Origin of the sequence: Anaerohalosphaera lusitana (assembly GCF_002007645.1) — a bacterium.
GTDB classification, from domain to species: domain Bacteria; phylum Planctomycetota; class Phycisphaerae; order Sedimentisphaerales; family Anaerohalosphaeraceae; genus Anaerohalosphaera; species Anaerohalosphaera lusitana.
The window spans coordinates 1,847,468-1,868,517 of the sequence record NZ_CP019791.1; the positions used below are offsets into that span (position 1 = coordinate 1,847,468).

Sequence of the window (21,050 nt, forward strand, 5' to 3'; positions counted from 1 at the left end):
CTGAACTAATCGCCGCTGCGGTTTTTGTAAACGCCCAGCGGGAAGACTTTTTTCATGTCCTCTTCGACGAAGTTTACCGCTTCGGCGGGTTTGATCTTCCAGTCGGTTGGGCACATGGAAAGAACTTCGATGAGCGAAAAGCCCTTGTCGCCCAGTTGATTTGTGAAGCCTTTTCGGATAGCTTTTTTGGCTCTGCGGACATCTTTTGCGCTGTTGACGGCTACGCGTTCGAGATATTCCACGCCGTCGAGTTTGCTGAGCAGTTCGCAAACCTTTATGGGCGGGCCCTCGTGGTTTTCACCGCGTCCGCGTGGGCTTGTGGTGGACTTTTGACCGATCATTGTGGTGGGAGCCATCTGGCCGCCGGTCATTCCATATATTGCGTTGTTGACGAAGATGACCGTGATGTTTTCGCCGCGGTTGGCTGCGTGGATCGTTTCGGCTGTGCCTATTGCAGCGAGGTCGCCGTCGCCCTGATAGGTGAAGACTATTTTGTCGGGATGGACGCGTTTGATGCCGGTGGCGGTGGCGGGGCTTCGTCCGTGTGAGCATTCGATGATGTCGCAGTCGAAGTAGTTGTAGAGGAGCACGGCACATCCGACAGGCGCGGTTCCTATTGTGCGTTCACGGATGCCCAGCTCGTCTATGCATTCGGCGACGAGGCGGTGCACGATGCCGTGACCGCAGCCAGGGCAGTAGTGTGTGGGGTTGTCCTTGAGTACCTTAGTCTTTTTGAATTCCATCTCAAACCTTTTCCAGTATGTACCGAAGCGGGGAGTTAGCCGCCCAGGACTGTTTCGATCTTTTCCAGGACATTTTCGGGTGTGGGGTACCAGCCGCCTCCGACACCCATGAACTCTACGGGCTTTTTGCATTCGATGGCGAGTTTGACATCCTCGACGAACTGGCCGTTGCTCATTTCGACGACCAGGAACTTGTCCGCTTTTTCGGCGGCACGTTTGAAGGTGTCTGTGGGGAAGGGCCAAACGGAAATTGGCCGGATTAGGCCGACCTTGAGGCCTTTTGCGCGGGCGTTTTTGACGGCGCCTTTGGCGATCCTGGCGGTCATGCCGTAGCCGGAGACGATCAGCTCGGCATCGTCGGTCATGTATTCTTCGACGAGTGAGAGTTCGCTTTCGATCTTTTTGTATTTCTGGACGAGGTGCCTGTTGTGGTCGGCGAGGGCCTCGACGCTGCCAAGCATGAGGGTTTTGACCACATTTGACTTTCGGTTCGTGCAGCCGGTCAGAGCCCAGTCTTTTTTGGGAAGCTTGCAGGCGGGCCTGTACTTCTTTTTGACCACGGGTTCGGCGGTTTGTCCGAGCAGGCCGTCACCGAGCATGAGGACGGGGTTGCGATAAAGGTCCGCCCAGTCGAAGGCCTTCATTGTCAGGTCATAGAGCTCCTGCACGCCTGCGGGGGCGAGTACGATCAAACGGTAGTCGCCGTGACCGCCGCCTTTGACGGCCTGGAAATAGTCGCCCTGGGCTGCGCGTATGTTGCCGAGTCCGGGGCCGCCTCGCTGGACGTTGGCGATCACGCAGGGCAGTTCGGCGGCTGCGATATAGCTGATGCCTTCGAGTTTGAGGCTGATGCCGGGGGAGCTGGAGCTTGTCATGCATCGTGCGCCGGCAGCGGATGCGCCGAAGATCATGTTGATCGCGGCGAGTTCGCTTTCGGCCTGTATGAATGTTCCGCCGACCTGGGGCATGCGCCTGGCCATGGTTTCGGGGACCTCGTTCTGGGGTGTTATGGGGTATCCTGCGAAGAAGCGGCATTTGGCTTCTATGGCCGCCTCGACCATTGCCTCATTTCCCTTGAGCAATATCTTTTCTGCCATCATTATTCCTCTATTTCGATAGCGACGTCCGGGCACATCTGGCAGCAGATCGCACATCCTGTGCACTCTTTTTCATCTATGATGCAGGCATAGTAGGCGCCTGCTTCGTTTGGTTCGTCACTCATTTCGATGTTGCCCCGAGGACAGCACGAAACGCAAAGACAACAGCCCTTGCACTTCTTTTTGTCTATATTGATGTCGGCCATTTGAAAACCTTTCGAAAACCGCCTGATCCGATCGTTAGGCTTGCCGATCGGATTACTTAGCCCGCAATACTTCAGTTGTCAGTCATCCTAATACAATCATAAGCGGCTTACAACTCAAAAATTGAGCAAAGCGGCATTAGAAGATCATGATTTCTGTGGTGTTTGTGTTTTGCGGGCCAGTCCTCCAGTTGGGCCGCCGCAAAATTTAACAGCCGCGCCTCCGACGAACTTTTGGGAGGGTCCATTCTCGGCGGACTGTGAAATTGTGCGGCTTGGGGGTGCGCTGATTTCGGTTGGCGCAGAAAAAAGGCCGACCCCTGTTAAGGGCCGGCTCCCAAAGGAACTCCTCACCTCATCCTTCTCCAAAAAGTCTCCTCACCCATTCCTCTCCGAATTCATCACTTCCGGCTCCTGCAGCACTTTGCCTTTGGCCAGTGCCAAGGAAGTCCAGGTTCTTCATTTGTTTCTATCACCCAAGACCCGTAAATGGGCCTGTTTTATACTGCACGCTTCACCACGCGGGGCAAAAGCGCACTAATAGCCCTCTCCAAAGCCAGGAAATAACAGATCGCACTTTTCCGTAAGCAGGAAAGTACTGAGCTTGAGAATCAGGTGTGGAATGTGTGTGTCCCGTTGCGGGTCTTGGATAGTGCAGGTTTTTGGCTTGATAGATACCATTACCACTCAACAAAAGGTTATTCCATCACTTGCAAAGTCAGCAACTCCATCACTCTCCCCCAGAACCGAATTAACGGCCTAGCATTGAGCTGACTTCAAGCCTTTACTTTTGCATGATAGCAAAAACAGGACGGATGCCCAAAGATAAAAGCTACTAATGGAGGAAATGCTTATCGGGGTTTTTCGCATAAGGGTATGTGTCGCATGTACTTAGAGAAAGGAATTTTTAGTTTGTGAGGGCGGTAAATTGTCGTTTTTTTTATGCATCCTTCATTCGCATGGGCTTATTCTTGCCGAATGGGGGGGGCGATGAATGAAGAATTTAGTGCATTGTATTTCGGAGGTGGTGTCTTAGAATTGATGGGCCAGATATGTTTATGTTGAGCGAATAAGGTGTTTTGATGGATACTGTCTTAGCAGGTACTTTGGTGTCGCTGATCGCGGGCTGTGCGATGGGCGTGGGCGGAGCTTTTGTGTATGTTGTTCGCCGGCCGAGTGATCGGACTCTGGATACATTGCGTGGGTTCGGTGCGGGGGTCATGCTTGCGGCTGTTTGCTTTGGCCTTACGGTGCCGGCGGTCGATCTGGGGGGAATTCGACCGGTGATCGCGGGCATTGCTGCGGGGGCGGCGTTGGTGATGTTTGCAGAGAGGGCGGTGGCGCATATGCATTTTGGCGGGCGTGAAGTGCTGGTGGCGGGGCGAACTGTTTTTCTGGCGGCTGCTGGAGCTGTGATTCGCAGTTTGTCGGCGGGAGTGGCGGTTGGTGCTGCGTTCGGGCGGCAGGGAGCTTTGGAGGCGGGTTGGCCGATCGCGATAGGGATAGGGGCGGCGAATATAGCGGAGGGGCTGCCTATTGTGTTTGTTCTTGTTGGCGAGGAGTGTAAGAGGGGGCGTGCGATCGGGATAGTATTGTGCGCGGGGGGTGCGGCGGGTGTTGGGGGGCTGGTCAGCGTTTCGGTGGTGTCGTTTGTGCCCTGGCTGCTTCCAGCGGGGCTGGCGTTTGCTGCGGGGGCGATGCTGTATGTTGTGTTCGAAGAGATAGTGCCTGAAACGTATGCGGGGGGCAGTGCGCGGCCTGCGACGATGGGGCTGGTTGCGGGTTTTATGCTGATGTTGATGCTGGAGAGCGTTGCAGGTTGATGGCTGGGGTAAGTCTTTTGTTGAAATATGTGCGGGTGGTATTATACTCGCGGTAAAATTATGTGACGTGCGGCTGATGCGGTTTTGTATGGCTGCTCGGTCCTAAGTGAAGAAACTTTAGTTACGATGAGGAACTGGAATGGCCACGCAACAGGATTTTGTCAATGCCGTCGAACTGATAGACAAGTCGAACAATGTGCTGGTTACGTCGCACACGCGTCCGGACGGGGATGCGTGCGGGTGTGTGCTGGCTATTTGTACGGCGCTGGAGCAGCTTGGTAAGAAGGCTCAGCCGATGTTTTTGTCGGCGATCCCGGAGTGGTATCGGTTTTTGTTTGAGTCGGAGCCGGCGGTGATCGGCGAGGATATTACGACGGAGGAGCTCAGCGGGGCGGGGTATGATCTGGTGGTGATCGTTGATACGAACAGTTATGTGCAGTTGGCGAAGTTTGATGAGTGGCTGCGGGCGAGTGATGTGCCTGTTCTGGTGATAGATCATCATGTGACGAGCGATAATCTGGGGGATGTGGAGGTTATCGATACTACGGCGAGTGCGGCGGGGGAGATCGTGTATGATCTGTTCAAGCGTGCTGGGTGGGAGCTTGGTGGAAAGACGGCGCGGGATCTGTTCGTGGCGATCGCGACGGATACGGGGTGGTTTCGGTTTAGGAATGCGGATGCTAGGGTGTATCGGTATGCGGCGGAGCTGATCGAGAGGGGGGTGGATCCGGCGGCGGTGCATGAGCAGATATATCAGAACTTTTCGCCGGCGCGGATGGCGCTGCTGACGCGGATGCTGAACAATCTGACGCTGGAGTTTGATAAGCGGGTTGCGGTGCAGTATCTGCTGCAGGAGGATTTTAGGGCGGCGGGGGCGTCGATGAGCGATACGGAGGATCTGATCGATGAGTGTCAGCGGGTGTCGACGGTGCAGGTGGCGGTGATATTTGTGGAGCTGGGCAACGGGAAGTTTAAGATATCGTTGCGGTCGAAGACGAATGTGAATGTGCGTGAGATCGCTCAGTTGTACGGCGGGGGAGGGCATACTGTGGCTGCGGGGGCGACGCTGGATATGCCGTTGGAGCAGGCTCGCGAGGAGATATTGGGGCATATCGCGAAGCAGTTGGATTGAGGGGTGCTTTCGGCAGGTGCATGATCATTCAGGTGGATGACAAGAGGGCGGTTCCGGTTAGATCCCGGCGACCGCCCTTTAACGTTTAAGTGCTAATGTTATATGTGCTGAGGACGTTTTAGAGGCCGAGCTGTTTGTCGGTCAGGGTTACTTTTGCGGCGATGAAGTCCTGGTGGCTTAGTTTGAGGCCTACGGCGATGTCACGTATTTCTTCGATCTCTTCGTGGCTTGCCTGGCCTGATGCAGCGGCTATTTTGAAGAGGCAGACCATGAATCGCTGTCTTTGTTCGCGTGTGGTGTTCTGGTAGAAGCCGTCGGTGAGTCTGTATTTGTCGAGGCCCTGGGTTGTTTCGTCGCTGGCGACGTCTACGATGGCTTGGGCGGTTTGGGGGTCGAGGTCCCAATTATTCTGGAGGATGTGGACGGCTGCTTTGCGTTCGTTTGTGCAGATGTCTTTGTCGACGTTTGCGACGAGGCCGAGGAGGCCTGCTGCGAAGCTGAGCTTGCGTGCCTGGTCTTCCGAGAGGTTGGTATCGATGCCGTTCTGTTTGAGCGAGTAGAAAATCTTGTTGCGGAGGAAGTCTTCGATGTCGGTTTCGCGGGCGGTGTCTGGGGTGGTGTTTTTGTTGTTGCCTATTACGCTTCGCATGAGTTTGCTGAGTTTGCCGGTGAGGCCCGTGGATGCTCCGTCGATGAGGGCCTTTGTATCCTGCAGGAAAGCTTTTTCTTCTGTGCCTACGATGCCGTCGGAGGTGAGGAGCTTGCTGAGCATGTATTCGACGAATTCCTTTTCTTCGGAGCTGCTGATCTTATTGTAGACCCTATTTTCGAGTGCCTGCCTTTCTTCATCGCTGACGGGGGAATCCATGTATATCTCGATCTCGGCCCAGTCTTCTGCGTTGAGTTCACCCAGTTCCCACATTAGGCTCTTTAGGACGTTGATCTCGGAATTCTGGAGCTGGCCGTCTGCCCAGGCGGCGGCGACCATCAGTTTAGCGACGTCGAGCTTGAATGCATTGTCTATCATGGATACTCTCCTTGTACAGGTTAGCAGGGGGTAATGGCTTTTCCGGCCCGGTCACCATGTCAGGGCCGTTCAGGTTGTGGCAGGTATATTAAGGCAGGTTGTGCCGGCTGTCAATTGAACAGTTAGACACGGAAAACAGGGCTGAAACCGCGGGAAGATGCTGCAAACGGGGCATGAGGGGTTGGGGGAGATTGCGATTTTGAGTGAATTGGGTGCTTCGGACTCCGGAAGTCGTCAGGATGACGGCGTGATATCGGCCCAGGTGCGGGGCTCGTAAGTGCTTTGATTGCAGAGGCTTAGGGTCGGTCTAAAAAAATGTTAAAAATCGTGGGAAAAAGCGTTGACCTCAAATCAATTCTGAATATACTACGACACCTCGTCAATGGGAACACCAAAGGCGAGGACAAGAACAAAAGAGGCCCGAGAGATTGATGTCGGGACGGCTTCAAAAAACTTTTGAAAAACGTTTTTTTGTTCTTGACTGTCTCTGGCTGAGGCGATAACATTCTTCGCTCAGCAGATGTCGCTGAAGACAGATGACAGCGGCATTTTTTAATGCTCTTTTCTAAAGTATATAAAGGCGATTAAGCCGAACAGCCGACTGCGAGTCGGGTTGGCTACCTACCGGTTTTGGTCAAACAAGTCGGGCTCGTAGCTCAGCTGGCTAGAGCGCACGCCTGATAAGCGTGAGGTCGGAAGTTCAAGTCTTCCCGGGCCCATTTCAAGACCGGCTGAATAAAGCTGGATCGCCGGTGGACAGCAGGTCCGGGGACGTAGCTCAACTGGGAGAGCGCCGCCCTTGCAAGGCGGAGGTTGTCGGTTCGAGCCCGATCGTCTCCATGATATTTCGGTTGCTGGAATTTTTTCGGGATGAACCCGAGATGAGACGAGCAACTATAATATATAGGTTAGTTCTTTGAAAAGTTAATAGTGAATGCGAGTTGTGGTTGAGTTGCAGACTCCCCAGTCTGTAACGCAACAACTGCAATTAAACTCAAACAGAGTCTTTAATTAGATTCTGGGATGAGCGCTCATTAGTGAATCAATTCTCCGTCACACGCAAGTGTGATGAAAAAAATGGCGAACCAATCAATCCATGATTGATATGGTCAAGTTACTAAGGGTGCATGGGGGATGTCTAGGTGCCGAGAGGCGATGAAGGACGTGGCTGGCTGCGATAAGCTCGGGTTAGGTGTCAAGCAACCGTTAACCCCGAGATTTCTGAATGGGATTACCCGGCAGGACAGGGCAACCTGATCTTGTCATCCATGGCTGAATGCATAGGCCATGTGAGGCTAACGCAGGGAACTGAAACATCTAAGTACCTGCAGGAAAGAAAATCAACCGAGACTTCGTTAGTAGCGGCGAGCGAAAGCGAAACAGCCCAAACCGGAGAGCTTGCTCTTCGGGGTTGTGGGCACTGATAAGGAGTTACAAAGGCAACACCAGTAGAACGGTCTGGAAAGTCCGACCACAGAAGGTGAAAGTCCTGTACACGAAAGTGTTTGCCCTCCGTTATTATCAGTGTTCCAGAGTAGCACGGGACTCGTGAAACCCTGTGTGAAACTGGGGGGACCACCCTCCAAGGCTAAGTACTACTCGGCAACCGATAGTGAAAAGTAGGGCGACCGAACGATGAAAAGCACCCCTATTAGGGGAGTTAAAAGTACCTGAAACCATGCACTTACAAGCTGTAGGAGCTCTATGGTCGGTCTTCGGACCGACAATGGGTGACTGCGTGCCTTTCGCATAATGAGCCGGCGAGTTACCGTTTGTGGCAAGGTTAAGCATTTAAGATGCGGAGCCGTAGCGAAAGCGAGTCTAAATAGGGCGATTAAGTCGCAGGTGGTAGACGCGAAACCAGGTGATCAACCCATGGCCAGGATGAAGGGGATGTAATAATCCCTGGAAGACCGAACCCACTAACGTTGAAAAGTTAGGGGATGAGCTGTGGGGAGGAGTAAAAGTCTAATCAAACCTGGAGATATCTCGTTCTCTCCGAAATAGCTTTAGGGCTAGCCTCAGGTTACTACTTTACGGGGGTAGAGCTACTGATTGGGGATAGGGGGCCACCAGCCTACCTACCCTTACCAAACTCCGAATACCGTAAAGACTATCCTGGGAGTCAGACCGCGGGTGATAACATTCGCGGTCAAGAGGGAAACAACCCAGATCGCCAGTTAAGGTCCCAAATTTATGCTGAGTTACTAAGGAAGTCAAATTGCTGTGACAATCGGGATGTTGGCTTAGAAGCAGCCACCATTTAAAAAGTGCGTAATAGCTTACCGATCGAGCAATTTGGTGCCTATAATGAACGGGAATAAGCATAAAACCGAAACTGCGGATATCCGGTTTTACCGGATGTGGTAGGAGAGCGTAGCTGTCAGCGTAGAAGCGGTACGGAAACGAGCCGTGGAGCGTCAGCTAGTGATTATGCCGGCATGAGTAACGATAAAACAGGTGAGAATCCTGTTCGCCGAAAGCCTAAGGTTTCCTGGGGAAGGGAAATCCGCCCAGGGTTAGTCGGTCCCTTAGTCGAGACCGAAAGGTGTAGACGATGGACAGCAGGTTAATATTCCTGCACCACGTTGTTGGACGAAAGTAGTGACGCATTTCTCAAGGTGATCCCGTGACTAGTCGTGCGGGTTCCGCAAGGTCGAGGCCAATTATGATGCCGAAGTCGCCAGCAGAAGTGCCGAGAAATAGCTGCTGTAGGTTGAATTCAGCGTGACCGTACTAAAACTGACACAGGTAGGCGAGGAGAATATCCTAAGGCGCTCGAGAGAACCGTCCTTAAGGAACTCGGCAAATTGACCCCGTAAGTTCGCGATAAGGGGTCCCTCCAGAGCCATTTATTCTATAGATGGCTGCTGAGGGCGCAGTGAAGTGGCTCCGGCGACTGTTTACCAAAAACACAGTTCTCTGCTAACACGAAAAGTGGATGTATAGAGAATGACGCCTGCTCGGTGCCGGAAGGTTAAGGGGATGGGTTAGCACTTCGGTGCGAAGCTCCTAACTGAAGCCCCGGTAAACGGCGGCCGTAACTATGACGGTCCTAAGGTAGCGAAGTTCCTTGTCGGGTAAGTTCCGACGTGCATGAACGGCGTAACGACTGGAGCACTGTCTCAAGGACGGACTCGGTGAAATTGCAATTGTGGTGAAGATGCCACATACCCGCGGCAAGACGGAAAGACCCCGTGAACCTTTACTGTAGCCTGGTATTGATGCCTGGCTCATCATGCGTAGGATAGGTGGGAGGCTGTGAACTGGCGTTTTCGGACGTCAGGGAGCCATCCTTGAAATACCACCCTTGGTGTGTTAGTCACCTAACTGTAACCCTTGAATCAGGGTATGGGACAGTGCTAGGTGGGCAGTTTGACTGGGGCGGTCTCCTCCCAAAAGGTAACGGAGGAGTTCAAAGGTACCCTCAGCATGGTTGGCAATCATGCAAAGAGTGCAAAGGCATAAGGGTGCTTAACTGTGAGACTTATCGGTCAAGCAGATACGAAAGTAGGACTTAGTGATCCGGTGGTCCCGAGTGGAAGGGCCATCGCTCATCAGATAAAAGGTACTCCGGGGATAACAGGCTTATCGCCTCCGAGCGTTCATAGCGGCGAGGCGGTTTGGCACCTCGATGTCGGCTCATCACATCCTGGGGCTGTAGGAGGTCCCAAGGGTTCGGCTGTTCGCCGATTAAAGTGGTACGCGAGCTGGGTTCAGACCGACGTGAGTCAGGTCGGTCCCTATCTGCCGTGGGCGCAGGAATCTTGAGGGGATGTTTCCTTAGTACGAGAGGATTGGGAAGCACTGACCTCTGGTGTATCGGTTGTGCTGCTAAGTGCACCGCCGAGTAGCTAAGTCGGGAAAGGATAACCGCTGAAAGCATCTAAGCGGGAAGCCCACCCTAAGATAAGGATTCCATGGACTTCGGTCCTGAAGACCCCAGATAGACGATCTGGTTGATAGGCCGGGTGTGTAAGCGTCGAAATACGTTAAGCTAACCGGTACTAACGGTCAAGCACTTGACCATATCAATCATTGGTTGATGGTACGCAATTTTTGTGAGAGTTGATTTACAGCTCATCCAATCGCATTCACTATTTTTCTTTATATTTGAATACATCCCGGCCTTCGGGTCGGTGTTACAAGTTTCCTGGTGACCATACGGACGGGGAAACGCCTGATCCCATTCCGAACTCAGAAGCTAAGCCCGCCCGGCCGATGATAGTCCTTATGGGTGAAAGTAGGTGATCGCCAGGTTTATAAGGGCCGATGAGCATAACGCTTGTCGGCCCTTTCCTTATGCGCTGTTGGGGGGGGATGTTGTGCGGTTGTTTTGGGTGGAATGGTAGATGATCGGGGGTGTTGGTCCGTTAGTTTCATTAGATAAAGTCTTGTGATAATCCTTTTGCTTATGCTTGACAGTTAGCGGTGTTCCAAGGATAGGCTGGCAGGGGTATCCTGAACTGGGCGATAGTGATAATCATTATCATCGCGGTTTTTGTCTTACCGTTTAACAGGTGATTTATTTTGTCTGCTAGGTGTATTTGCTACGTTGTGTGCGGGGGTGAAATTCGCATCCACCACCGCCTAACCCACACTGCATTCCGTTCGATTTTGTGGCGTTTGGATGTGCGGGCATGGAGCCGCCGCAAAATTTAACAGCCGCGCCTCCGACGTACTTTCCCCTGGGTCCATTCTCGGCGGACTGTGAAATTATGCGGCTGGTGGGTTCGGGAAATGGTCGGGGTTGTTGGGACGTTGATTTGGTTGGCTGATGTTTTCTGATGATCTTTCGTTTGGGCTTGACAGTTTGTGGGGTGCGGGTGGGCTTCAACCATGGTGCTGCAGAGCGGGCACAAACATGACACCAGGATGTAAACCATTGTTAAAAAAGCATTTAAGAGCAATATAAAGGTGTCTGACCCTTTTTATTTGACCCAAGAAGAAATGCAGAACCTTGTTTATTATTACAATTACTATTTTTCTTTCCGGGCCTCTGTTTCTGCTAACCTACACGTTTGTTTTTGGGGGGCGAATAGAGTTTACAGGTTTATGGTAGTGCGTAAGTGTTGGGCCGCCGCAGAATTCCAGAAACTGTTTCAAAACTCAGATTTGCCTTTCGGCGGCCCTTTTTCCGTTTGGCTTTGTTGTGCAAAACCACCCATAGAATAGCTATGGCCGGTTTCACACGCCTTGCCGAGACAAAAAAATTGCACGCCGAGAAGACAAAAGCAGTTTCGAAACAGCTTCTTCAGCCGCGCCTCCGACGTACTATCCGCTGAGTCCATTCTCGGCGGACTGTGAAATTGTGCGGCTGGTGGGTGCGGTGATTGGGTGCAATTCAGAGGAAATATCAAAATTTGGTAGAATTGCTGTAACTTATGTGATTGATATGTGTCTTGTATTTAGATGAACTGAATGAGAAAGCATCCGTCCTAGAAAGAGTGAAGCTGAAAGATACCAGAAAGGTGGAGTTATGAAGAGAGCAATCCAAGCATCAGTGATTTGTATCGTTCTTGTTGTGGTATACCTAGTGTTTTCAGCGAATGGATTGGGCTTGATGCCCAAAAGTGGGGATACCCATATCGAAGGAGATGAGAAGGGGGTGTCGAGTGAGGGAACGCGAGATATGGAGAATAATGAAGTTATCTCTGTTTCTAATATTGATGCTGGCCAGGGAGGGGCAGTTGCGAAGTTGCCGAATGGTGTGCGATTTGAGCTGATCGCTTTGTGCGAACATCCTAGTGAAGGCAAGAAGTGGTGGCGGCCGGATGGGACGCTGCTTGGGTTTGCTCCCCATGAGAAACTTAATGACAGCGATAGGTATAATGACGTGCCGTTTTATGAGGTCGTGTTTCGCATTGAACCTGACAATGGTACTACTTGCAAGATCGATACTTCCGGTCGGACGGCCGGTTTTTCAGGACCCCATGTCATTGAGGGCAGAGCTGAGGGGGTCGTCAATGGCTTTGAAGACGCAATGTATAGTCTTGTTCCTGTTGCTGGCGGGGATGATCCGGTAAACCTGACCTTTCTGTTGGGAGATGAATCAGGGTGGGAGTGGCACGCCAAGGTCAAGTCGCCAGTCCACAAGCGAGGGGTGATTACAAGTCGTGCTACATTAGACGTGAGTGTGGGTGAGAACAGGAAAGTGATCGCACACGTCGCTCACAGGATCGAGAATGAGGAGGTGCGTGTGATAGCGCGAAATAACTCTGGCAAGGTGTTTTATCCGGGTATGAGTGGAAAGGGTCGCACTTGGATAAATATAATTACGGCAGAGTTTGATCATTTAACTGTTGATGATGCCGCTGCGGTAGAATTGCAAGTTCAAGAATTCCAGCCGGTTACTTTTCAAAACGTCTCATTGCAGCCCGGTTTGAAAACGGATGTGGAAGTCGTACTTGAGCGGGAAGAAGAAAGCGGGGATGCGAAGAGGCCTGCAGGGCCAAGGAAATGCAGTAACTAGCTCACTATGTGAATAAGAACCGGCCGGGGAGCTTTGGGGCTCGCCGGCCGGTTTTGTTTGGTGGTTGTGTTGGTGTTGGTTATTCTGTTTTTGTTTAGTTCAGTTCAATTTTTGAGGCCTTGAATGTTGTGGGGGCCCGGGGTTCGTCTGCTGCTGCGTGGATGCGGTTTGTCGGGGTTGCGAGGCAGCCCTGTGCGATGGCGTCGTTGTGGATGTACTGCAGGATGGTGGGCCAGTGGAGCAGGGGTTTGATGGGTTTGCCTGCGGGGTCGTCGTAGACCAGTCTTGCGATCTTGTTCCAGCCGAGCCAGTTGGTTTTGATCTCGATGTCGACTTTGAAGCCGTTGGCGACAAGTGAGTCGATGGTCGGGGCCGGGTAGGATACGGGTTCGGGGTCGCCGCATACGCCTGGGACGAGTGCGGGTGATACGTAGCCGTCATCGACGCCGATGTCCATGTTGCGGCGGATGGTGTCGCAGGCCAGGTAGCCCTTGTACCATTTGTTTTTGACGCTTTCGGAGGCATCGTGGGCGACTTTGCTGGACTGGACGTCGAGGAATTGCAGTTCGCGGTTGAGTGCGTAGGTGACTGCGTCGTCGAAGGAGCGTGTTTTGTCCTGGAGCGCGATCGCGCCGATGCGTGTGCCGAGGAGGTTCGAGTAGGTGTCTTCCCATGAGAAGGCGGACTGGAACTCGGAGAAGAATACGAGGCTCTTGAACTTGAACCATGTGAGGACCTCGTGCCAGTTGACCATGTTGTAGGCCATGTACTGGCTGAAGTCGAGGGATATCTCGTCGATGATGCGTTCTTTTTCGGCGGGTGAGAGGGTGTCCCAGTTTTCGGGGTATTCGAGGTTTACGTAGTGGCGGGTCGGTTCGACGTTCATTTTGAATTTGAAGCGGGTGTCGCCGTCGGTGAGGTGGTCGTGGATCTCGTCGTGGAGCCAGCGTGTGTGATCAACCGCGATGCGGAGGTGTGCTGTATCGATGTGGCCGCCTCGTGCGGTGTAGAGTATCCCGTTGTGCTCGCCGAACGGCAGGGCTCGTGAGTGGCTGCCGAGGTCGTCGAGCTCGATGAACTTTGTGCCTGCGACGTCTGCTGCGACGTTGCCGTAGCGTGGGCGCGGTTTGCCTGTGAGTGAGCAGCCCGAGGCGAGGAGGGCGATGCTGAGGATCGTGAGTATTGTTGGTACGACGAGGGTTTTGCGACTTGATCTGTTCATACATTTGTCCTGTAAAACACTTGTTTATTGCGAAAATGACGTAATTCAACGTACTGCGGGCGCGCACTATGGTCGGGAGAAGTGTCGATGCAGGTTTAGCGTTAATTAGTGCTCTTTGGAGTACCGTTTCCAGTTGGGGTGTTTTACGGGTGGGGCGAAGAGCTGGTTCGGGAGAAATTGTTCAGGGAGGTGGATTTCTGAGGAGAACGGGATCCTATTGCAGATGAGAGGCTAAAATGGCGGGTGTATGGTTAAAAGCAGTCTTGAAACTTCTTCTAGTTGAGTATGACTTTGGTGGTATGCCTGCGGTGGAGGCGGGGAGCGGGTGCAGATCGGGTGCGGTCAGTGTGCTTGCCGAAAATTCGGCTGGGTTGTCTTCTTACTGGATGGTCGTTGGGCTGGTTTTTGTGGTGTCGGCTGCAGTCGATCGCTCTGGGTTGGAGTTTGTTGATCCGTTTGACGGCCTGGTGTTGTAGCCTCTGGAGATGGCTTCCTGTTCGATGTGGCGCATCATGACTGGGAGCTGGGTTATCAGGTCTATTCGGCCGGTTTCGGGGTTTTGTTTGACGACTTTGAGGATGCGGCCCATTTCCATGATGTTTGACTGGACCTCGAGGTCGATGGCGAAGCCGTTGCGGGTGAGGCTGTCGAGTGTAGGGGCGGGGTAGGAGAGGGGTTGGGCATTTTCGCATACGCCGGGGACGAGGGTGGGTGTGACGTAGCCGTCGTCGAGGCCGATGTCCATGTTGCGTTCCCGCATGTCGACGAGTACCGCGCCGACGTACCATTCGCCGCGCATTTTTGCTGCGGCCTGGCGTGCGAATTTGCGGGACTTGATGCCGAGGTGCTCCATTTCTTTTTCGAGTTCAAGGGTTACGGCCTTGTCGAAATGGCTCTCATCGGCTTTGATGGCAGCGGCGCTGATGCGGGTTCCGAGCAGGTTTGAGTATGAGTCTTCCCACGAGAATGCGGAGGGGAACTCGGGCAGAACGCCCATGCCCTTGAAGTTGAACCAAGTTAATACTTCGTGCCAGGTGACCATTGTGAAGGTCAGGTACTGGCCGAGGTCGAGTGCGATCTGGTCGGTGATCTGTTTTTTGCGTTCGGCGGAGAGATCGTCCCAGTTGGGAGGGTAGTCGAGTTTGACGTAGTATCTGGTGGGCTCTACGTTCATTGTGAAGGTGAAGCTGTCGTCGCCGTCGGTGAGGCAGCTTTGTACTTTGTCGTGGAGGTATTTTGTGTATTCGGCGGAGATGCGGAGATGTGCGATGTCGATGTGTCCGCCGCGGCAGGTGTAAGCGATGCCGTTGCCTTCGCCCAGGAATATGCCGTGTGAGTGATTGCCAAGACTTTTCATGTCGAGGAAGTTGGTGCCTATGGTATCGGTGGCGTAGCTGCCCAGGCGGGGTCGGGGTTCGTTGGTGAGGGAGCAGCCGGTGGTTAGAGTGGTCAGAAATACGGCTGCGATCGAGACGATAATTCGGACGGTCAGTTTTGATGTGTTCATGGTCGTTATCCTGTGAATGTTCGGAAAAGTTGTCATGAATAATTATTTTATCTAAAAGGCGGCGAAAAGTAAGGATATTGTTAGAATTTTGTTTTCGGGTACATTTAAGGTACATGATGCGTGGTGAGGGGTGGGTGTGCAATGGTGAAAAAGTAAATTCTGGTCTGAGTAGTAATCTGAGGGTATGTGTTTGAACAGGGGCGAGCGGGTGTGGTATGATAATGGGATGGTTAAGAATGGACGAAAACGGAATAACGGTGTGGAAATGCTGCCTACGAATCGCGAAGAGATGCGGCGGCGGGGGTGGGATGAATGTGACGTAATCCTTGTAACGGGCGATGCTTACGTGGATCATCCGTCGTTCGGGGTTGCGTTGATCGGGCGGTGGCTGGAGCATAAGGGGTATCGTGTTGGGGTGATCGCTCAGCCGGACTGGAGGGGGGCGGAAGATTTTCAGGTTTTGGGGCGTCCAAGATTGTTCTGGGGGATTACCTCGGGATGCATAGACTCGCGGTTGAATGATTACGCTTCTATGGGCGGTAAGCGGCGGGAGGATGTTTACAGCCCGGGCGGTAAGACGGGGTTGCGGCCCAAGAGGGGGCTGCTGACGTATGCGGCGAGGGCGCGGGAGGCGCATAAGGGTGTGCCGATCGTGATAGGGGGGCTGGAGGCGAGTCTGCGGCGGCTGGTGCATTACGATTATGTGGAGGATAAGATAAAGCGGTCGGTGCTGATCGATGCGAAGGCGGATATTCTGGTGCACGGGATGGGGGAGAGGCAGATTCTGGAGATCGCGCGGCGACTGGATGCGGGGGAGACGGTGGATGATCTGACGGATATTGCGGGGACGGCGTACCGGGTGGTGCGGGATGTGAAGGTGCCGGAGGATGCGGTACGGCTGCCGGGCCGTGAGGAGCAGGAGGCGGATCGGTCGCTGTTCATGAAGGCGCAGCAGATGTATCAGCGGCAGGCGTATCCGGGGGGGAAGTGCGTGGTGCAGGACCAGGGGCCGGAGACGGTGGTTGTGAATCCGCCGGCGGAGCCTTTGACAACGGAGGAGATGGACGAACTTTATTCGCTGGCGTACAGTAGGCGGTACCATGACAAGTACGAGGCGGCGGGGGGAGTGCCTGCGCTGGAGCCGGTGCAGTTTTCGATCACGACTCATCGCGGGTGCTTTGGCGGGTGTTCGTTCTGCTCGATATATTTTCACCAGGGTAAGGAGATCGCGTCGCGGTCGGTGGAGTCGGTGATCGCGGAGGCGGAGTCGTTTTTGGGGCATCCGGATTTTCGCGGGACGATACAGGATATGGGCGGGCCGAGCGCGAATATGTACGGGATGCGTTGCGCGAAGGCGGGGAGGTGTTCGCGGCAGAGCTGCGTGATGCCGAGCAGGTGTAAGAATCTGCGGCTGGACTATGGGCCGTTGATCGAGTTGATGAAGCGGGTGAAGGATTGGCAGAGGAGGCAGAAACGGAAGGTGAACGTGTTCGTGGCGAGCGGGGTGAGGCATGATCTTGCGGTGGAGAGCAGGGAGTATATGGAGCTGCTGGCTGGGGAGTTTACGGGCGGGCAGTTGAAGGTTGCGCCGGAGCATTACGATAAGGACGTTTTGCGGCGGATGGGTAAGCCGGGTTTTGAGGCGTTCGAGCGGTTCGAGAAGATGTTTTACGAGGCGAGCGAGAAGGCGGGCAAGAAGCAGTTTCTTGTGCCTTACTTTATCGCTTCGCATCCGGGGTGCGGGCCGAGGGAGCAGTTGGAGCTGACGGAGTATCTGGTGGGTCGGAACTGGCGACCGAGACAGGTGCAGGATTTTGTGCCGGTGCCGTTGGCGCTGTCGACGGCGATGTATGTGAGCGGGCAGGATGAGAAGGGCAGGCGGATATTTGTTGCGAAGGGTAAGCGGGATAAGCAGCTTCAGCTTGCGATGCTGCAGTATTATCAGCGGCGGAACTGGCGGGTGCTGGCGAACTATCTGCGGTCGAAGAAGCGGGGGGATCTGCTGGCGAAGATCGAGGGCGTGCAGGTGGAGATGGACAAGCGTTCGCGTGGACGGCGAGGAGGAGGAGGCGCGGCGGGCCGGCGGAGGTCGTCGCGGAAGGGCGGTGGGCGTAGGCGGTGATGCTTGCGTTTTTTATTCACCACGAAGGGCACGAAGGAGCACGAAGAAGGTATAGGGGTAAGAAGAATATGGAGTCGCTTCGCGATGGCTTTTTTATGCTGGGTCCGCCTGCGGCGGATGACAAAGAGGGCGTTTGGTTCAACAGGAAGGAGGACGAAGAGGGGAACAGGGGAAGGACAGACAAAAATATGGAGTCGCTTCGCGACGGCTTTTTTATGCTGGATCCCGGATCGGGGTCCGGGATGACAACCGCTAAGATTTGCGTTTTATTTTGTAAGGGCTTAGGCTGTTAGCAATGACCGGGTTGGATGTTTGTGTTGTATGTGTGATCAGTTTTGCTTTTTGGAGTTTTTGGTTATATGCCGGTTTGGGTTTTGTTCAGTCTGGTTGCGATGGTGGGGAACGTTGCGAAGGTGCTGGTGGTCAAGCGGTTCTGTCAGGACGTGGACTCGCGGCTGGTGGTGCTTAGCGGGCGGGTTGTGTCGGCGGCGGTTTTGATGCCTGTGCTGGTGTGGCGGTTCGGGGGTGTGCCGACGGATGCGGGGTTCTGGGGGACGATAGCGGTGACGGCGGTGTTTACGGCGGTTGCGAGTGTGCTGTTGACGGAGGCGGTGAAGAAGGGGCCCTTGGCGGTGGTGATGCCTGTGCAGGCGGCGGTGCCGGTGTTCGCGATGGGGGCGCTGGTGGTGATATATCATGAGCTGCCCGGCTGGGATGCGGTGGTGCTGATCGGGGTGAGCATGGCGGCGATCGCGTATACGCTTTGGGCGAGTTATGCGGACAAGCGGGCGGCGGGTGATCGGCGGATGGTGTTCGCGGTGTATTCGGTGATCGCGGCGGGGATTTTTGGGGTGTGCACGATACTGGATCGGGTGGCGATCTCGCAGGTGGCGGACGGGGCGCTGGCGTATTCGGCCTGCTGGAACCTGGTTAGTGCGGGGATCATGGCGGGGGAGACGGTGCGTGCGAGGGTGCGTGTTCGCGGGATGGGACGTAAGAACGCGGCGGCGGTGGGGATGTATGCGGGTGCGGTGCTGGTTGCGTTTTATGCGCAGCAGTACGCGGTGCAGCGGTCGCTGGAGATTGCCGGGGCGGTGGTGAACGTCAAGAGCGTGGTGATGCTGCATCTGCCGGTGGTGATACTGGCGGGGGTGCTGTTTTTCGGTGAGCGGGTGAGCAGGCGGGTGCTGGTCGGCGGGCTGGTCGCGGTGGCGGCGGGGATTTGGCTGGTGCGGGTGATTGTGTGAGGGGTGCTTTTGTCGTCGAGTACCTGCCAGCGGTCGTTGTAGTAATAGCGGACGCCGGGCAGGGCTGAGCTGTCGTCGTACTTCTGCACATAGATGCGACGGCCAAGCGCATCGTAGGTGTATTCGACGACAGGCCAGCAGCCGATTCCGCCGTCGGACTTTTCGATGCTGACAAGCCGGTTTTCGTAGTCGTAGTGGTAGATATAAGCGTCCTCGTCAATTACAGTTAGCCAAATCAGAAGTTTAGCCAGTACTCATGACCGTTCTAGGCCAAAGCATCTTAAATAGCTAATGAATATTTTTAAGCAAATAGATGCGCGAATCCTTTTTCAATGGCCCCATACCACACATAAATTGTGTATGCAACAAAGCCAATTAGAATGCCGACTTTACGAAAAATCTTTTGATGGCTTGAAAATAAGTTATCCAGCAGATGCCCTACCCAAAAGCCCGCACATGGGAATATGACCCACCCGCACCAGAAGAATAATACAATAGTGAATCGCAATAAACTCATATTAAAAGTCCTACCAGGGTAATCAAGTTTTATTAATATATAGTCAACAGCACATACCCAATGTTGAACAAGCTCTCATGTTATCAATTAATATCTAGGTTTATGGATTTTCTTTACAACCGTTGCCATTGTTAATAGGTCGTTTGTTGATGTACTCTTTAAAACAACCTCCGCCACTACTTGGCCATTTGCCAGAGTCACCATCTAATAACATGGCCCAGTATGCAGGCCACTTGTCGTGTTTTTTGTGCCCACCACTGTGTGAGCACCTCATAGCGTCGTGTGCATCTGCACTTAGATGCGACGGCCAGGCGCATCGTAGGTGTATTCGACGACGGGCCAGTAGCCGGTGCCGCCGTTGGACTTTTCGATGCTGACAAGCCGGTTTTCGTAGTCGTAGTGGTAGATGTAAGCGTCCTCGTCTTCGTTAAAAGGAGTTGTTTACGGAAATAGATGCGAGAAGCCCATTTTGATAATTGAATACCATACATAACTTGCGTATGCAACAAAGCCAATTACAATGCCGATTGAACGAAAAAGTTTTCTGCGGCTTGTAAATAAGTTGTCCAGTCGATGCCCCAACCAAAATCCTATACATGGGAAGACAACCCATCCGTACCATAAGAATAATATTAAAGTATATTGTAATAAAAATTTCAAAATTAAAACCTCCACCAGAAATATTCACCGCAACATACATGATATCAACCGAGTTCTTAGAGCACCACTTAAGGTTTAGCTTTTATGGATTTTGTTCACAGCCGTTGCCATTATTAATAGGCCGTTTACTGATATAATCTTTAAAACAACCTCCATCGCTGCTCGGCCATTTACCAGAGTCACCATCTAACAACATGGCCCAGTCTGCAGGCCACTTGTCGTGTTTTTTGTGCCCACCACTGTGTGAGCACCTCGTAGCGTTGTGTGCATCTGCAGTGCCTGCGCCCGTTCCGTGGGTGATGAGGTCACCATTATGATCATAAGTGCACTGCTGAGACGGACAGCCTTTCGAACGCATATCCCAATTTGCTCCGGGATGATATTTACCTAGATAAGCTATATAGTAAAGTTGCTCGATTACCGTCCAGCCTTCGGGTGGAACAGGATATTGTTGTCCTGCTCCAAAGCCGCCTGGGATTGTACATATCTTTAATTCGCATGGACATGGAAGATCGTTAAGTTCTTCAAAATCAGGATGGGGGCCATCAAGCCAATCTTTAAACTTGTTATACGCCTCTGAACATTTATCCCAGCAATCCAGATATTCTCCTCCATCTGAAGTACATGTCTCCATGCATGGCATACGTGAACAAACAGTCTCATTACTCCCAGAAGAGCCGCCTGGGAATGCCACATGAACCAGTCCCGAAGGATCAACAGAAATAACAGGCCATGATTTTACATACTGGTAAACATTATTGCTGTCTTTGTATTGTGATCTGGGGTTGAAGTAGCGAGTGGAATTAGCAGCCGGATCCATCCCCCACGGATCCTGCTGTAAAAAGCGGCCCATTTGCGGGTCGTAGTAGCGGTGGCGGTAGTACATAAGTTCCAAGTTGCCGTTGTCGAGGGTGTCCAGTCTTCGGCCTGTGAAGGTGTAGGCGTTGCCGACGGAGCTGGATCGTGCTTTTGTGTCGTCCGTGGTGAGCCAGTTGCCGTCTGCGCCCTTGTCGGTGTAGAAGGTTGTGCGGCCGTAGGCGTTGTACTCGCAGCGTTCGGCTATCTCGGCTGTGGCCTTGTTGACGATCGCGACGGGGCTGTAGAGGTGGTCGTGCAGGTAGAAGTTCATGCTGCCTGTCGCTCCGGAGTAGCTGTAGATGACCTCGTCGATGTAGTTGCCGTAGATGTCACATTTTGCGAAAACCTGATTTTTGTCTGTGCGGTAAGTCATTGCGGAAATATTGTACATGCTTTATTTGTAAAGTCAAGGTGTATCGG

General features: G+C 53.2%; 12 protein-coding genes, 2 tRNA genes and 2 rRNA genes. 9 read left to right on the top strand and 7 right to left on the bottom strand.

The window, feature by feature from the left end; all coding sequences use genetic code 11:
* Positions 1-5: 5 nt before the first annotated feature.
* Genes STSP2_RS07665 through STSP2_RS07675 form a run of 3 tightly spaced genes read right to left on the bottom strand, consistent with a single transcriptional unit; the run spans position 6 to position 2,046 of the window.
* Positions 6-743: a thiamine pyrophosphate-dependent enzyme gene (locus STSP2_RS07665; protein WP_146661419.1), complete on the bottom strand. Its 738-nt coding sequence runs from the start codon at positions 741-743 to the stop codon at positions 6-8.
* A gap of 35 nt (positions 744-778) precedes the next feature.
* Complete coding sequence (locus tag STSP2_RS07670; protein WP_205848031.1) at positions 779-1,843, bottom strand: 3-methyl-2-oxobutanoate dehydrogenase subunit VorB; 1,065 nt, start codon at positions 1,841-1,843, stop codon at positions 779-781.
* The gene (locus STSP2_RS07675) at positions 1,843-2,046 is read right to left on the bottom strand and encodes a tungsten formylmethanofuran dehydrogenase (RefSeq protein ID WP_146661423.1); all 204 of its coding nucleotides are present in this window, start codon (positions 2,044-2,046) and stop codon (positions 1,843-1,845) included. The genes STSP2_RS07670 and STSP2_RS07675 overlap by 1 nt, the downstream gene beginning before the upstream one ends.
* Positions 2,047-3,125: 1,079 nt before the next feature.
* On the opposite strand from STSP2_RS07675, the gene STSP2_RS07680 reads away from it, so the two are divergent.
* Both STSP2_RS07680 and STSP2_RS07685 read left to right on the top strand, forming a co-directional pair.
* Positions 3,126-3,866: a ZIP family metal transporter gene (locus STSP2_RS07680; protein WP_146661425.1), complete on the top strand. Its 741-nt coding sequence runs from the start codon at positions 3,126-3,128 to the stop codon at positions 3,864-3,866.
* A 139-nt stretch (positions 3,867-4,005) separates the two neighbouring features.
* The gene (locus STSP2_RS07685; protein ID WP_146661427.1) at positions 4,006-4,998 is read left to right on the top strand and encodes a DHH family phosphoesterase; all 993 of its coding nucleotides are present in this window, start codon (positions 4,006-4,008) and stop codon (positions 4,996-4,998) included.
* Between the two features lie 118 nt (positions 4,999-5,116).
* Here the strand turns inward: STSP2_RS07685 and STSP2_RS07690 are convergent, their stop codons facing one another.
* Complete coding sequence (locus STSP2_RS07690; protein ID WP_146661429.1) at positions 5,117-6,025, bottom strand: tellurite resistance TerB family protein; 909 nt, start codon at positions 6,023-6,025, stop codon at positions 5,117-5,119.
* Between the two features lie 645 nt (positions 6,026-6,670).
* On the opposite strand from STSP2_RS07690, the gene STSP2_RS07695 reads away from it, so the two are divergent.
* The 5 genes from STSP2_RS07695 (at position 6,671) to STSP2_RS07715 (ending at position 12,497) form a co-directional block, all read left to right on the top strand.
* Positions 6,671-6,744: transfer RNA gene (locus STSP2_RS07695), tRNA-Ile, on the top strand.
* A 48-nt stretch (positions 6,745-6,792) separates the two neighbouring features.
* Positions 6,793-6,865: transfer RNA gene (locus STSP2_RS07700), tRNA-Ala, on the top strand.
* Positions 6,866-7,132: 267 nt separating this feature from the next.
* Positions 7,133-10,055, top strand: a 23S ribosomal RNA gene (locus tag STSP2_RS07705).
* A 122-nt stretch (positions 10,056-10,177) separates the two neighbouring features.
* Positions 10,178-10,285 (top strand): 5S ribosomal RNA (gene rrf, locus STSP2_RS07710).
* 1,303 nt (positions 10,286-11,588) lie between these two features.
* Positions 11,589-12,497 (top strand): hypothetical protein, encoded by a 909-nt coding sequence (locus tag STSP2_RS07715; protein WP_146661431.1) that lies wholly within the window; start codon positions 11,589-11,591, stop codon positions 12,495-12,497.
* Positions 12,498-12,591: 94 nt separating this feature from the next.
* Here the strand turns inward: STSP2_RS07715 and STSP2_RS07720 are convergent, their stop codons facing one another.
* The gene (locus STSP2_RS07720) at positions 12,592-13,719 is read right to left on the bottom strand and encodes a DUF4056 domain-containing protein (protein WP_146661433.1); all 1,128 of its coding nucleotides are present in this window, start codon (positions 13,717-13,719) and stop codon (positions 12,592-12,594) included.
* Positions 13,720-14,098: 379 nt separating this feature from the next.
* Positions 14,099-15,226, bottom strand: a complete 1,128-nt coding sequence (locus STSP2_RS07725) for a DUF4056 domain-containing protein (protein WP_169853067.1) — start codon at positions 15,224-15,226, stop codon at positions 14,099-14,101.
* Positions 15,227-15,416: 190 nt separating this feature from the next.
* On the opposite strand from STSP2_RS07725, the gene STSP2_RS07730 reads away from it, so the two are divergent.
* Complete coding sequence (locus STSP2_RS07730) at positions 15,417-17,348, top strand: YgiQ family radical SAM protein (RefSeq protein WP_169853068.1); 1,932 nt, start codon at positions 15,417-15,419, stop codon at positions 17,346-17,348.
* A 359-nt stretch (positions 17,349-17,707) separates the two neighbouring features.
* Entirely contained in the window at positions 17,708-18,595 is an 888-nt protein-coding gene (locus tag STSP2_RS07735; protein WP_146661439.1) for a DMT family transporter, read from the top strand.
* 1,259 nt (positions 18,596-19,854) lie between these two features.
* Here STSP2_RS07735 and STSP2_RS07740 read toward each other — a convergent pair.
* Positions 19,855-21,021: an RHS repeat domain-containing protein gene (locus tag STSP2_RS07740; RefSeq protein ID WP_146661441.1), complete on the bottom strand. Its 1,167-nt coding sequence runs from the start codon at positions 21,019-21,021 to the stop codon at positions 19,855-19,857.
* Positions 21,022-21,050 lie beyond the last annotated feature (29 nt).